Source organism: Photobacterium sp. (assembly GCF_057456235.1).
The window spans coordinates 86,273-100,506 of sequence record NZ_JBVCPH010000010.1 but is presented as its reverse complement, the minus strand read 5'-3'; the positions used below and the strand labels follow the sequence as shown (position 1 = coordinate 100,506).

The window sequence follows — 14,234 nt, the reverse complement described above, 5'->3', positions numbered from 1 at the left end:
CGGGCGCAGATCTGCAGATATTATTCTTATTCGAGCCTTTACAGGAACAAGTTACTATTGCACACTGTTTCTTTTTTGAAGTGTGAATCCGTTCGTTGTTTTTGTTTTAGAGGAGTCATTTGTTTTTATTGATATTTTTAACACCTTTTCATAAAGGCTAATATGCTGATTAATTTATATATATGGGACTAAAAACATGAGGCAAGGCATTATATCGAGAATAGTTGTATTGTTTTCTTTGGCTATAGTTTTGATTGGTTGCAGCCAAACCAATCTTGCTGAGCAGAAACCGATAGTGCCAGATCCGGATTGGCAACAAGGTGTGCTGACCAACGGGATGAAATACCACTTTCACCCTAAAGCCGGTGAGCCGGTAGAAATTCGCTTTTTGATCCACGCCGGTAGCCTGCAAGAAACAGAGCAGCAGCAGGGGTATGCCCATTTCCTCGAACACATGGCATTTAACGGCAGTCAGCACTTCAGCGAAAATGACGTTGTCGCCTTGTTTGAAAAGGTCGGTGTTGATTTTGGTAACGACCTGAATGCTTATACTTATTATGACCATACGGTTTATCAGATAGCGCTGCCTGATCAAACTGAACTGCAGCCGGCCCTGACCTGGTTCAGAGATGTTGCTGACGGCCTGTTATTAACCCCCGACGCCATTGAAGCCGAAAAAGGAGTGGTGTTAGGTGAAATTCGTCAATCACGACCAAATGAAATGCCGCTTGATCTGCAGGCGCATTTTGCTTTGTTGGCTAATAGTGAACACAGTAAGCATGATGTACTGGGAACCAAAGCTTCAATTGAAAATATTGATCCTGCAGAATTAGCGGCCTTCTATGCAAGCTGGTATCAGCCTAATAATGCTGAACTGGTTATTTCCGGCGACTTTACGGCAATGCAAGCCGAGCAACTTGTCAGTGAGATGTTTACGAGCTGGCAGCAAGATCCGGGTGCCCAGCAAGCAGAAGATTTTAAGGTGAATCCTGTCGGTGAGAATCCGATAGCCCTGATTGCTCCGCAAGGTCAGCTTGCAACCATGAGTATCGTGTTTGATCTTGAGGCGAGGGCATTTAGCTCTCATGCCGATCAGCAGAAGATCATGAATGATAATTTGCTGAATATTCTGATTGAGCAACGATTACGTGAACGGATGTTAGCCACCAATACCCCGATCCACGCAGTAATGGTTATGCCGTTTGATCTGCTTGATCGCAAGCAGGTAGTGATTGATATTTCATTTAACGCATCAGATCGCATACAGAGTCAGGCTTTCTTGGCCAAGGAGTTGGCGAGCCTGCGCGATCACGGGGTGGGAGCTGTTGAGTTAAGCACAGCATTAGCCCTGTTTAACCGTGATTTGGAAAATATTGACGGTGACTGGCGGCAGATGACGTCGGGTAAAATGGCGGATGTCAAAGTATATGCATTGATTGATCAAATGCCTGTTCAGGCAAAAGAGGATTATAAAGCCAACCTGACAGCCTTTATTGAATCCAACGAGTTAGCGAAAACAAATAAGGCACTAAAAAACAGGCTGAGCAAAAAGTCTACAACACCCTTTTTTGGTATCGAAAAGCAAGAGCAACCCTTTGAGCTGGAGCTGACTAACCAAGCTTATAAGGTACTTTTCGATGCTGAAGGGGCGCCTCTGCTTATGGCTAAAACCATGACGGATTTTCCGGTTCCGTCAACATTGGGAGCCATTGTAAGCACTGAGCAAATAAGTCCAGATACCACGAAGTGGCAATTAGGCAATGGGGTGGAAGTGTGGCTGAAGCAGATGCCGGCCGCCGAAAAGCAAGTCTATATGTATTACTCATCGTTGGGGGGAATAGCGGCATTGGATCCTGCTTTGTATGCGGCCTCTAATTTAACCGTAAATACATTTCTTCGCAGCGGGTTGGGCGATTTTAACGCGGCACAGCTGAATCAATATATGACGCGTAATGAAACGATGCTCAATCCGTTTATCGATGAAACCCAACACGGTTTTTACCTTCAGACTCGTTACGAAAAAGTACCGCTGGCTTTCGCGGCATTGCGAGAAGCGGCAAGCCATGCAAAGGTAAATGAAGTTCAGTTTAAGCAAGTACAGCAACAATTTGCCAGCGAGCGTGATAATTGGTTGGCATCGTCTGGCGGCAGGTTTAATGCAGAGATCTATAGTCATCTCTATACGCCTGATAGCCTGCGTTATATTCATGACGGTAAGACCTATCAAGGCGTGAGTGCAGGGCAGGTTCAGCAAGTTTATCGGCAATTGTTTGGTCAGAACCGAGGTTTCAAGCTGGTGGTTGTCGGTAATATTGAAGCCGATGAGCTCGTACCGCTACTGACCCGCTATGTTGCGAATATCCCTATGGCGAAGCCAAGTGATAACCACCATATTATTGAATTTGATAAGCAGCCAGAGGATATTTTACTGCCGATATCCAATGAATCCGGCATGTTTTACGGGGTGAGCTTTCTGGCCGAAGGTAACGCCAAAACCGTCGAGGATGTCTTTGCCGAAGATATGATGCTGAGGGTATTTTCTCAGCGAGCGATAACGTTATTACGTGAGAAATATGGCTTGGGTTATTCGCCGACGGCCTTTAATATCATGCCTGATGGAAGTAAAGTTTCGCGGTTGATACTTGAAATTAATGCCGATGCCGGGAAATTGGATCTGGTGCGCAGCGCGATGGCCGAACTTATCGGTGATTTACGTTCAGGTATTACCGAGGAGGAGCGAGATTCTGCCGCGAAACAGCTGGCCAGTGACTTGAAGCCAATGGCGACCAATGCACAAGAAATGTCCTGGTTTATGACGCGCTATCTGGTACATGGTTATGGTCTGGATGCGGTTAATGATCCTGACAAGCAGATCGAGCAGATCAGCAGAGATGACATTAACCATTTAATCGAGCGGTTAATGGGCAGTAAAACAACGCAGCTTGAACATGTCTTAATGCCTAAATCTTAATTTATTCCGGGAAAAATAACAAAGAGCCTTTGCTGAGCAAAGGCTCTTTTTTTATCCAATAGAAGGTCTTGGGTTAACTTGTCGTTTCAGCGGTGATTTCTGCCGTTGCATTCTCAACAGGAGTCTCCGTTGCTGAAACCTCCGTTTTTTGTACCGGCTTTTGGTCTGCTTCAGTATTTTTCACCGGAGAGACTTGCTCTGGCTGGACGGCTTGGGGTGATTTAGCCCGGTTAAGCTGTGCCGACAGCTCGGCAACCTGCTGTAAATAGCGATTCTTTTCTTCGCTGAGCATCCGGCGCTCTTTGGCGGATGTTGCTTTGAGTTCGGCGATTTCCAGCTGTAGAGCGCTGTTCTGATCGTGTTTGTTTTCTAACTTGGCTTCGGCTTCTTTCTGCGCCATCAGGCTGTCGTTTTGCCCTTGCAGGTTAGTTTTGATGTGATTGACCAGATGCTTGCCTTGCAGGGATATCGGCTGATCACGCAGATCACCAGAGCCGAGAGCGACGCTGACTTCCAGCAGAATTTTTTCATAGCTGACAATGTGGCGCTCATAATCGCTTTGCGGCATCGCTTTCAGCTTTTGCACGGCCGTAGCAACTTGCTGTGAATGGGCAAGGGCAAAGCGGGCTTCTTCTGCTTTATCAGCAATGCGCGAGATGGCTCTTGGTTCAGCGTTAATAAACGCTTCGGCCGCTTTTAGTGTTGCTTCAGCATGGCGCAGGGTCTCTGGTGCATGCCTGCTGATATTCGCTGTTTTCTGGCGTATTAGCTCTTTCTGACTTTCAGACAGGTAAATGTTGGTAACTGTTTTGACCTCCAGAACGCGCTGTTTTCGCACGAGTTCTGGTTGGTATTTGATTGCATTTTCAGCGTTGTCATCGGCAACGTAATTAACCAATTTCTTTAGTTGCTGTTCTAATTGTTTAGTTGTGCTCGGGTAATATTTCTCAGCCTCAATGCTATCCAGTTGCTTGCGATAACTAAAGGCTTCTTCTAATACCGTTAAAGCTTCACTACGGATAGCGTTAGCCTTTTGAATATAAACATTAAATTGTGCTAATGCATCTTGAGTTTCCTGAATATTGGTTTTAGAACTGAATATTCCTGCACTGCTATTTGCCTCTGATGGATCATGTTCAAATTCAGCAAAATACTCTTTGGCTTCATTCAGGGCATCGACGGCATCTTTTACTTGTTCTGTTGCAAACCAAGCTAATTCTATTTTGTGTGATTCTTCTAATGTATTGTTCGCGAAATCAAGTGCTTGGGTGACATCCTGAAGTTGAGTCTCGTTTTGAGCCTGATTGGTTTCTAATGGTAGACTGGTTGTTGAATTAGAATCTGACGCACAACCTGATAGCGTAATGGCTGCAACAATCGCAGCGATACGAAATTCCTTCTTCATGAATAAACCTTAGTGATGAAAAATAAGTATTAGCCATCATTATTATTGAGTGATATTTAATGATGATCTGAGAAGCCCATTCTATTTATTTTCGAATCAAGATGAAATGATATTTTAAATAATGTGCTGTCAGCACAAAAAACGTTAATTATATGGCGATCAATTAAACAAATGGTCAATTTTATGACTCTTTATTTGAGCTGGAATGAATAAGAGCAAAGAATGAATCTTTACCCTAACTTAGCTTCCAGATCTTTCTTTACGATCTCCAGGGCTGAAAGAGCCACCTGCGGTTCGATTTCATTACTTTCTAGCAGATAAATGAGATCGACAGCCAATTGAGTGTCTTCAGGGGCTTCTGCCAGCGATGCTGAGGGATTGTCTTTTGTCATACTGACCTTTCTTATGGATGAGTGTGGTGTACGAGTTGCCGGGGAACAGGGCGCAGTAAAGCCTTTTACCCTTTTCGCTCACGATGAGTAATGCTCTTTTCAATGCTTACCAGCGCAGTACGACAGCGTGATAATCGCCCTTCAAGCGCCAGAATTTCTTGTTGTAGATTTTGCTGTTCAGTCATTGTCGAGCAGTGGCGGAATAACAGTTCTTTATCCCGTAGCATTGCTGCCAAACGGCGCTCCCAGTCTTTGTGCTGGGACAGGTCCTGATAGAGCTCATTGATTGGACGGCGCCAGCTACCTGGCCTTTTGGGTTCATTTTTACGGATTTTCAACGTCGCCAGTTCGCGTTGGATCGCCTGAATTTGAGCGATGACTTTCTCGCAGATATGTTGAGTCCGAGAGGGGAGCAGCTTTCCGGCCTGGCGCTCTTTACGCAATGCTGTTATTTCATGGTGGATTTCATCAACACACGGTGTTAGTAGCTTGCTGCGGCAACGAAATAATTGCTCATCAAACAAAGGCCGTAAGGCCTCACCACGCTGGCGGTCAATTTGAGCTGCTTCGGTCGTCAGTTGGTTAATGATAGCTTCTAAGCGAGCGAGATCAGACATTGGCGTGTACCTTGAATATTCGTGTCTATTCTATGGCCAAAGCGGCCCTCTAAGCGAGTACCGAGAATCTCGGTCGTTACTACTTTTAAGTATATTCAATCACACGCTTAAAAGGCGGCAGGGCATCAAGCAATGCCTTGCCATAACGGCGATTGATCACCCGGCGGTCAAGCAGCACGACTCTACCAGAATCATCTTCTTTTCGCAGTAAACGTCCTGCCGATTGGATCAGCTTTTTACTGGCTTCAGGCACTGAAATTTGTAAAAACGGATTGCCGCCACGACTTTCAATGTATTCCGCATGCGCTTCTTCAACCGGAGATGTCGGCACTGCGAATGGGATCTTGGTAATAATGAGATTGGTAAGTAAATCACCTGGTAAATCAAGGCCCTCAGAGAAACTCCCCGTACCAAAGAGGATGCTTATTATGCCGTTTTTACAGTTTTCTTTATGTTTTTTTAGAATAATATGGCGAGACTCTTCGCCCTGAACCAGTAATTGCCACTTGTTTTTTTTCGCCAGAGGGCGAAGCTGTTCTGTGACCTTGTTCATTTGCCAATAGGAAGAGAAAAGGACCAGACTGGCCGTTTCCCCTTCTAAGTATTCCGGCAACGTTTTGATCAGCAAATCGGTAAACTTATCTGCCTGTGGTTCCAGTGGCAATGCAGGGATGACTAAGCGGGCGTTATTCTGGTAGTCAAACGGGGAGGCTAAAGCCAGAAAGCGAGTACCGTCATTTTCTGAGATACCGGCCTGACGGCAGAAATAGCTAAATTGATTCAGCGCGCGCAGCGTTGCTGATACCAAGATTGAGCCAGCCGCGCGGCTCCACAGTAACTGATCGAGGCGATAACCCACTTCAAGGGGAGAGACTTCTACAATGAAATCATTTTCCCGCTCCGGACTTTTTTCTATCCAGCGTGCTAAAGGCGCGCCTTTATCCTTGCTCGGCTGAGCCATTAATGTCCAGACCTTTTCCAGGTTTTCAAGACGCTGTAGGTAGAACCCGGATTCAGCCAGGGCTTGCTCACCCAATCGAGGCACTATCTCGTTCTCTTTTAACCGTTCGGAAATTAAATCATGGATCTTACCCAGTGATTGCCCTGCTTTTTTACTCGCCTCTTTACAGCCTTTGGCTTCTTCTTCCAGCCAGGCTGGTAGTTCACCGTGTTCGAAGCGATAGACTCCATCTTTATTTAACAAGGCGGGATCAATATTCGTGGCCATTTGACGCAGCGTAGGGATCAGATGCTGGATATTTTCTTGTAAGGTAGTCTGAAAGCGCCCGGATTTACTGTATTCAGCCAGATCGGCCAGTTTGCTGACGGACTGGTTCAGCTTTTCCAGCCAGCTTGCCGCGCCTTTAAGACTGGCGGCGGCAGAGGAGAAATCTCGCGCGACCTGCGGCAAGTGGTGCGCTTCGTCAATAATATAAATTGTATTCTCGGGCTCAGGCAGGATCACGCCCCCGCCAAGCTCTATATCCGCCATCAGCAGGGCATGGTTGGCTATAATAACGTCGGCTTTATCCATATGCTCTCTGGCTTTGGCAAACGGACAGCTACGGTGTTTGGGCATACCGGCATGGCAACTGTGCTTGTCGGCCATAATCTGTTGCCAGACGCGATCGGGGATCGTTGTCGGCCAGCTGTCACGATCACCATCCCATTTCCTTTCCTGGCTGGCTGTTAGCATTCGTCGCAAAAGTTCTAAATCAGACTTTTTAGGTTTTTCTTCCCATAATGCCACTTGCGGGTCGCTGTCTGTGGTACAGCATGCTTCCAGTTTATGGGTGCAACAATAACGTTGACGACCTTTTGCCAGAATGAAGCTGAACTCTCGAGGATAAATTCGGTTGAACAGGGGAAGATCTTTGTTTATCAACTGCTCTTGTAATGCCACTGTTGCCGTCGAGATTAGTAATTTTTTGTTATTAAATTGTGCAAAAGGGATCCCACCCAGCAAATAAGCCAGCGATTTACCAATACCCGTCCCCGCTTCTGCCACGAGCATTCGGTGTTTCGGATCATATTCACCAGCCAGAGTTTTGGCGATTTCTGCAACCAGGTAGTTTTGTGCTCGACGGGGAATAAAATTGTCCAGCTGGTTTCCCAGGTTCTCATAGCATTGTTTGATATCACTTTTGATCTGGCTGTGTAACATTTCTTAAACTTCGTTTTGGCAGGGATGGGGATTATAGCATGAAGCCCTAAATGTGAGCGGTGACAAATTTCCGAATAGTTTATAAATAAAATGAGAATCTCATCACGAAATAAGATTGAACCTTTGTCGGGAGTACCGTTGAGCGGTTCAAAAACAATGATATATCCATTAATGGTACTTTTTTGTGGTAATTTAGGTTTATTTGCTGTTTTATGGTGGCCATATCGGGATTATATTCTGTTTATTTTATCGTGTTAAAAAGTGAACCTTGATTTATCAACGCTTAATTGTGTTTGATAATTAATCTCAATTAGCTCCAACTCATTGGTTTTTAGTTAGTTTTATGTTTTTTGAGCATGCTATTAGAATATTTGACATGCAGTTTGAAGTTCTGCAGGATGAGTTCCACAAGTTACTCACTCTTGGTTGTTTTTTCTCTTGATGCTTAAAGCAGATGGATGACCGGGGGAATATAAGAAAAGGAATTCTGGAAACGGAAATTCCATACTCAATAAGAATAAGGCAGTGGATATCATGAAAAAGACTCTATTAGCACTAGCTGTACCAGCTCTACTAGCTGCAGGTTCTGCATCAGCAGGCGTTACTCTGTATGATCAAGACGGCGTTTTCGTTGACCTGTCAGCTGCAGCTGAAGTTCAGTACTTTCAGGCAATTCAAAAAGACACGTCTAACGACGATGCAGGTTTTCACCTTGATGACGGTGACCTAGCGCTTAACACAACTATCGCGCTTACTGGTGATCTAAACGCAGTTGCCGGTATTGGTTTTGCGTTTGAGAAATCAGACGTAACTAACGATGATCTATGGGTTGGTCTGAGTGGCGACTTCGGTACGTTTACTTTTGGTCGTCAGCTGCTTATCTCTGATGATGCAGGCGTCGGTAAAGACTACGAGCTAGGTTTTGAGCAAATTAGCTTTGGCGATACTGAAGGTTCTGAAACTGTTAAATATGTATTTGACAACGGTCAGTTCTACTTTGGTCTTTCACACGATTTAGATGCTGAAGGTGCAAAAGGTGCAACAGATTTCTTGAACACAAATGGTACCATCACCGATGGTCGTCTAGGTGCACGTTTTGGTGACTTGGACGTTCGTGCTTACTTCTACACATCTGAAACTGCATCAACTGCTGCAACTAAGCAAGAAAATGAAGCTTTCAATCTTGAAGGCGCATACAACATGGGTGCATTCTCGTTTGCAGCGTCTTATGGTGAAGTTGAAGTGAAGAAGGGCGGCTCTGTTGATGAAGATACTTCATTAATCGAACTGAACGGTTCTTACACTATGGACAGAACGACTTTTGCTCTAGGTTATAACCGTGCTGATCAAGATAAAGCTAACAACACAATTGATAACGTTTATGCAAACGTGACTCAGCAGTTGCACAGCAACGTTAAAGTTTATGCTGAAGTTGGTTATGCTGACGCTGACAATGCTGATTACGACTTCGGTTACCTAGCTGGTATGGAAGTTAAATTCTAAGATTGATGTAATCTGAGAATACTTCATAAAAAAGCCGCCTTTTTGGGCGGCTTTTTGCTATTTTGAGTGAATTGTTTTTATTCATATTTAAGGGTGTAAATGAAAAAGTTAACATTGGCTGCTTTATTCATGCTGTCGGCAAGTGTGCATGCTGCAACATTATCGACCAGTGAAAATATCGAATTACTGGTGGTTGATGGCAAGAAAGTCTTATCTTCATATTGGTCACCCACCAAAAGTATCGAATTGACTAATGGCAAGCATCAGATCGTGGTTCGGTTTGACGGCGAAGTTAAAAATGGCTCCAAAGGGACGATATTTACCACCCGGCCTTATCTGTTCGATTTCAATGTGGCCGATAAAGATGCCACGATTGTTCTGCCGAATTTGACGACACTGTCACAGGCAAAAGCACACTTTGAGCGCGGTGCCGACTGGTCGCTGGAATATGCGGATGGGATGAAAGAAACCATCAAATATACTGAACTTCAGGGGGCAGGGTTTGCAGCTTTCAGCGATATGGAAGCGTTAGTGGCTGACTATAATAGTCAGAATGGTATTGTCTTTGAGCAGGGCTATGCGGTTGATCTGGAAAAAGTTGCCGTTCAGGTTACCGAGCAGGGAGAGGTAAAAATCACCGGAGACTCGCTGACTCAGCTTAAAATGTGGTACACCAAAGCGTCTGATAAAGAGAAAAAAGCCTTTAAAATCTGGATGGCTGAGCACGACTTTAATTAATCAGGCTATTGTATCGTCAGGTATAGAGATCTGTGTTTACAGCAAAACTATTTTTATACCTGAATATGCCTGATATCTAATAATGGTGGTCTGGGTTATAGCATAGAGCGACGGGCAACAGATCCGCTTTGCTGGGTTGCCCTCAATTAGACTGATTTAACCCAGCAAAGTCTGTGGTCAGTCATGGTGATACCGGCTGTGATCACGGCAGGCTCGGCAGCGAGGCTGAGCCGGGTCTTCTAACAAGTCATCAATCTCAATTTCCTCTTCACAATCGACGCACAAGCCATACATCCCTAATTTGACCGAGCAGACTGCAGCATCAACTTTTTCCACTCTGATCGCCAGATCAAATAAGTCCGGAATAAAAGAAGACTTTGCCATCATGATCAAATCATTGAGATCTGCGGTTTCGATTGTCGTCACCGAAGGCGCCAAGGTGTTTAAAAGCATCTCGTGTTTGAGTTCTTTGGTCAGCGCAATGTGCTGTTGCTCCAAAGTGGTTTGTAATTGCTGATAAATAGCTTCTGACGTTGTCATAGTTGTTTTTTTATTTATTGGTGATGAATTTAGTCTAAAACGCTTTTATTGTTTGATTGTGATTTGAATCAAATCTTTATGACTCTTCGCCCGAATACCCGTATTTTCCTTCGGTTTTTGTCAGTTTCATCCCCTGATATAGTCCATTTACAAATAAATCGAGCTCAAAGAAGCTTCAGACCGTTATATCAGCCGCTCAAATAGACTTAAAAAGGAAGTACATAATGGAACACAGTTATAAAGATCCGTACAATTTCACTTACTTTGTCGGATTTATTTTTGCATTGCTTTTTGCAACCTTACCGGCGAGCTTAACCTGTATCAGGATACTGACACAGTAATCTGACTATAAGGCTATACCCAAGTAACCTGTATCTTGAGGTTACTTGGTTATATAACGCATTAAAATTTCGGTTACTATTGAGTAAAGGGGATTAGAAGGAGTAGGTAGTGAAAGCGCTGATCAAGCGAACCATACTGGTCATTTGTGGTTGGCTGTGTGTGGTTTTAGGTGTGACAGGGATTTTTCTTCCCTTATTGCCGACGACCCCTTTTTTGCTATTGGCCAGCGCCTGTTTTATGCGCGGCTCGCCCCGGCTGAGTCGCTGGTTGCATAAGCATCCACATTTAGGCCCGGTTCTGATTAACTGGCACGAAAACCGGGCGTTATCACCAACGGTGAAGCGGCGTGCCAATATTTCGATAGTACTTAGTTTTGCCCTCTCTGTTACCCTGGTGCCTCACCTCTGGCATAAAATTATGCTGATTGTGATCGGCGCAACATTACTTCTCTGGTTTAATCGTTTGCCAATCATAGAGTCAGTTGCTCCCGTGAAAAAAAATCAATAGTATTGCGTGCTGACATAATGTCATTGGTATTAGGAACCCCGCTCTTGCTTCTGGCACTTTACAGTCGCGGGCGTTTAACTCGATTTAAGCACCTGGCCTGTAGAAGGGCGAACTTTGGTGCACGGAAAACAATTATGACTCAAGAATACGCGACTCAAGACCAGTTAACCCTGATTAAAAATAGCATCAAATCTATTCCTGACTACCCAAAGCCAGGCATATTGTTTCGTGATGTCACCAGTCTGATGGAAGATTCTGCAGCATATCGCGCCACAGTTCAGGTACTGTTTGAGCAATACCGCGATAAAGGAATTACTAAAATCATCGGTACCGAAGCGCGCGGTTTTCTGTTCGGTGCTCCATTGGCGCTTGAGTTAGGCGTAGGCTTCGTACCCGTTCGCAAACCAGGGAAATTACCGCGTGAAGTGATTTCCGAGAGTTATGAGCTTGAATATGGCAAAGATACGTTAGAAATTCATATTGATGCGATTGTTGAAGGCGATAAGATCTTGCTCGTCGATGATTTGTTAGCAACGGGCGGCACGATTGAGGCGACAACTAAGCTGGTACGCCGCTTAGGTGGTCTGGTTGAAGATGCGGCGTTTGTGATTAATCTGCCTGATATCGGCGGAGAAGAGCGTTTGAACGGCATGGGACTGAATGTGTTTAGCCTGTGTAGTTTTGACGGTCACTAATATTGGTTTATATAAAACTGAAAACGTTAACGGTCAGGTTTGTGTGAAGTTGGCTAATGATTGGGCGCTCACGATTGTGCCCTCTCGCTCCATTTTTCTCTCTGTGTTAATATTGACGGCTTGAATTGCTACGGAAATATACTGAATAATTACGTTTCAGTAAGGTATATCACATGAGTTATCAGGTTCTGGCACGTAAATGGCGGCCACATCAATTTAGTGATGTGGTAGGACAGTCCCATGTATTAACAGCACTGGCCAACGCGCTCGCACATAACCGTCTTCATCACGCTTATTTATTCAGCGGTACCCGGGGTGTGGGTAAAACGACAATTGCGCGTATTTTTGCCAAAGGATTGAACTGTGAGCAGGGAGTTACGGCAACACCTTGTGGTCAGTGTGATACTTGTCGTGAAATTGACGAAGGTCGTTTTGTTGATCTGTTAGAAATTGATGCGGCATCAAGAACAAAAGTTGAAGATACCCGCGAACTGCTTGATAACGTTCAGTATAAACCGGCCCGCGGTCGCTTTAAGGTTTACCTTATTGACGAAGTACATATGTTATCTCGTCATAGTTTCAATGCGCTGCTGAAAACCCTTGAAGAGCCACCGGAATACGTCAAATTTATTCTCGCAACGACTGATCCGCAAAAATTACCGGCGACGATTTTATCCCGCTGCTTGCAATTCCACCTTAAGCATCTGGATAACGCCCAGATCCAAACTCAGCTTGATAATGTATTAAATCAAGAAAATGTTGAATTTGAACAGAAGGCGTTAAACCTGCTGGCACGTGCAGCTGAAGGCAGTATGCGTGATGCATTGAGCCTGACCGATCAAGCCATTGCGCTGGGTAATGGTCAGATAGATGCAGCTTCTGTCTCAGCGATGCTCGGAACCCTGAATACCGATCAAGCCTTATATTTGCTGGAAGCAGTCGCTCTGGGTCATGCGAAACCGGCGATGGCGAGTCTTGAACAGCTGGCAAATGTCGGCGTTGAGTGGGATAGCCTGCTGCGTGAACTGGCTGCACAATTACATCGGGTCGCGATGTATCAGGCATTACCGGCTGCGCTGGATCAAAGCGCCCCCGATGCTGAGCGTATTGTTACCTTAAGTACGGCGATGTCTCCACAAGATGTACAGCTATGCTATCAGATCGCCCTGCAAGGCCGTCAGGATTTGGCTTTTGCCCCTGATGGGCGTACCGGGTTAGAGATGGTGTTGCTACGGATGCTGGCTTTCCGTCCAGTTGCAGGGCAGGGGATCATCCCTCAGGCAATTGCCGTTCCGACAAGTGAGCCGCCGGTTCCTGTCAACTCGGCCCCTGCCAACATGGCACCAGTGAATGCTGCCCATTCAAATCAGGAACAGTTGGCGCCACAACAGCAGATACCGCAGCAGGGGATACAGCGCGTTCAAGCATTGAAAGCACAGATGAACTCACAGCCTCAGGTTCCGGTTCAACCTAGCCATCCAGAGACCGTCCCCGCTGCTCCTCAGTCGGCGATGACATCGTCTGAAATGGCACCGCCACCTGAACCAACGGTTACTCTGGCGCAACCGTTACAGCCCCAATCGGCGGCGTCCGGTTTGCTGGCCGCGCGTAATAAACTACGCAGCCATACTAAACGCGGCAATGACGAGCAATCGCCAAAAAAAAATGAATCGACGTTAGCTAAAAAAGTCGCAACGAATGTGTTAGATCGGATTGCCAATAAGCATTCTGGCTCGCACTTACCGGACTCAGGACGAACTGCTCCTGTCTCGGGAAACCCTGCGATGCCGGCGTCGATGGCTCCACCTCAATCTGATCATTTTTCTCCAGGCGAAACGCCATTAGAAGAGGATGGGTATCGCTGGAAACCGATGGTGGCAGCAGAGCCTGAAGCGATGAAGGTTGATGTCGCCCCTCGTAATATCAAGCAGGCATTAGAGCATGAAAAAACGCCAGAGATGGCGAAATTGCTTGTCAAAGAAGCGGCAAATCAGGATAGTTGGTCCGATTTAGTGACTAAGCTAGATGTAGGGCGGTTGGTCCAGCAGTTAGCGTTGAATTCAGCGTTTGAACAGAATGGCAATCTGGTTATTTTGTCATTACGCCAGTCACAGGCACATCTGGATAGCCCTAAAGCCCGGGAGCAGTTGACGCAAGCACTGAATGGGTTACTGGCAGTACCGGTAGAATTATCGATTGAGCTGAGTGAAAGGGGCCAATCGCCACTTGAATGGCGAGAAGCGCTTTATCAACAGAAGCTTAATCAAGCGAAACAGAGTTTATTGAGTGATCCAAATGTGAACTTTATCTGTCAGCGCTTTGCCGCTGTTTTGGATGAAGACAGCGTTAGGCCGTTATAA

Annotated in this window: 11 protein-coding genes; 6 read left to right on the top strand and 5 right to left on the bottom strand. The window is 45.5% G+C overall.

Going from position 1 to position 14,234, the window contains the following annotated elements; genetic code table 11:
• Window positions 1–250 precede the first annotated feature (250 nt).
• Window positions 251–2,971, top strand: a complete 2,721-nt coding sequence (locus AC2204_RS12930; RefSeq protein ID WP_318926026.1) for a M16 family metallopeptidase — start codon at window positions 251–253, stop codon at window positions 2,969–2,971.
• Window positions 2,972–3,044: 73 nt separating this feature from the next.
• On the opposite strand, the gene AC2204_RS12925 is transcribed toward AC2204_RS12930, so the two are convergent.
• From AC2204_RS12925 to dinG, 4 genes are all read right to left on the bottom strand, one after another.
• A complete protein-coding gene (locus tag AC2204_RS12925; RefSeq protein WP_318926025.1) occupies window positions 3,045–4,376 on the bottom strand; it encodes a hypothetical protein in 1,332 nt (443 codons plus the stop codon).
• Between the two features lie 230 nt (window positions 4,377–4,606).
• The gene (rsmS, locus tag AC2204_RS12920; RefSeq protein ID WP_318926024.1) at window positions 4,607–4,768 is read right to left on the bottom strand and encodes a pleiotropic regulatory protein RsmS; all 162 of its coding nucleotides are present in this window, start codon (window positions 4,766–4,768) and stop codon (window positions 4,607–4,609) included.
• Between the two features lie 65 nt (window positions 4,769–4,833).
• Window positions 4,834–5,385 (bottom strand): primosomal replication protein, encoded by a 552-nt coding sequence (locus AC2204_RS12915; protein ID WP_318926022.1) that lies wholly within the window; start codon window positions 5,383–5,385, stop codon window positions 4,834–4,836.
• A gap of 85 nt (window positions 5,386–5,470) precedes the next feature.
• A complete protein-coding gene (gene dinG / locus AC2204_RS12910) occupies window positions 5,471–7,549 on the bottom strand; it encodes an ATP-dependent DNA helicase DinG (RefSeq protein WP_318926021.1) in 2,079 nt (692 codons plus the stop codon).
• Between the two features lie 534 nt (window positions 7,550–8,083).
• On the opposite strand from dinG, the gene AC2204_RS12905 reads away from it, so the two are divergent.
• A complete protein-coding gene (locus AC2204_RS12905; protein WP_318926019.1) occupies window positions 8,084–9,052 on the top strand; it encodes a porin in 969 nt (322 codons plus the stop codon).
• A gap of 99 nt (window positions 9,053–9,151) precedes the next feature.
• Window positions 9,152–9,790, top strand: a complete 639-nt coding sequence (locus AC2204_RS12900; RefSeq protein WP_318926017.1) for a YccT family protein — start codon at window positions 9,152–9,154, stop codon at window positions 9,788–9,790.
• A 177-nt stretch (window positions 9,791–9,967) separates the two neighbouring features.
• On the opposite strand, the gene AC2204_RS12895 is transcribed toward AC2204_RS12900, so the two are convergent.
• A complete protein-coding gene (locus tag AC2204_RS12895; protein WP_318926016.1) occupies window positions 9,968–10,330 on the bottom strand; it encodes a TraR/DksA C4-type zinc finger protein in 363 nt (120 codons plus the stop codon).
• A 450-nt stretch (window positions 10,331–10,780) separates the two neighbouring features.
• Here AC2204_RS12895 and AC2204_RS12890 point away from each other — a divergent pair, with 450 nt between their 5' ends.
• The 3 genes from AC2204_RS12890 (at window position 10,781) to dnaX (ending at window position 14,234) form a co-directional block, all read left to right on the top strand.
• Window positions 10,781–11,179, top strand: a complete 399-nt coding sequence (locus AC2204_RS12890; RefSeq protein WP_318926014.1) for a YbaN family protein — start codon at window positions 10,781–10,783, stop codon at window positions 11,177–11,179.
• A 134-nt stretch (window positions 11,180–11,313) separates the two neighbouring features.
• Window positions 11,314–11,874: an adenine phosphoribosyltransferase gene (gene apt, locus AC2204_RS12885; RefSeq protein ID WP_318926013.1), complete on the top strand. Its 561-nt coding sequence runs from the start codon at window positions 11,314–11,316 to the stop codon at window positions 11,872–11,874.
• A gap of 173 nt (window positions 11,875–12,047) precedes the next feature.
• On the top strand, window positions 12,048–14,234 hold the full coding sequence (dnaX, locus tag AC2204_RS12880) for a DNA polymerase III subunit gamma/tau (RefSeq protein WP_318926012.1): 2,187 nt from the start codon (window positions 12,048–12,050) through the stop codon (window positions 14,232–14,234).

What these genes read in the sequence shown, in the direction of transcription:
- AC2204_RS12925 (WP_318926025.1), bottom strand. Translation starts at nt 4,376, where the DNA reads ATGAAGAAGGAATTTCGTATCGCTGCGATTGTTGCAGCCATTACGCTA.
- rsmS (WP_318926024.1), bottom strand. Translation starts at nt 4,768, where the DNA reads ATGACAAAAGACAATCCCTCAGCATCGCTGGCAGAAGCCCCTGAAGAC.
- AC2204_RS12915 (WP_318926022.1), bottom strand. Translation starts at nt 5,385, where the DNA reads ATGTCTGATCTCGCTCGCTTAGAAGCTATCATTAACCAACTGACGACC.
- dinG (WP_318926021.1), bottom strand. Translation starts at nt 7,549, where the DNA reads ATGTTACACAGCCAGATCAAAAGTGATATCAAACAATGCTATGAGAAC.
- AC2204_RS12905 (WP_318926019.1), top strand. Translation starts at nt 8,084, where the DNA reads ATGAAAAAGACTCTATTAGCACTAGCTGTACCAGCTCTACTAGCTGCA.
- AC2204_RS12900 (WP_318926017.1), top strand. Translation starts at nt 9,152, where the DNA reads ATGAAAAAGTTAACATTGGCTGCTTTATTCATGCTGTCGGCAAGTGTG.
- AC2204_RS12895 (WP_318926016.1), bottom strand. Translation starts at nt 10,330, where the DNA reads ATGACAACGTCAGAAGCTATTTATCAGCAATTACAAACCACTTTGGAG.
- apt (WP_318926013.1), top strand. Translation starts at nt 11,314, where the DNA reads ATGACTCAAGAATACGCGACTCAAGACCAGTTAACCCTGATTAAAAAT.
- dnaX (WP_318926012.1), top strand. Translation starts at nt 12,048, where the DNA reads ATGAGTTATCAGGTTCTGGCACGTAAATGGCGGCCACATCAATTTAGT.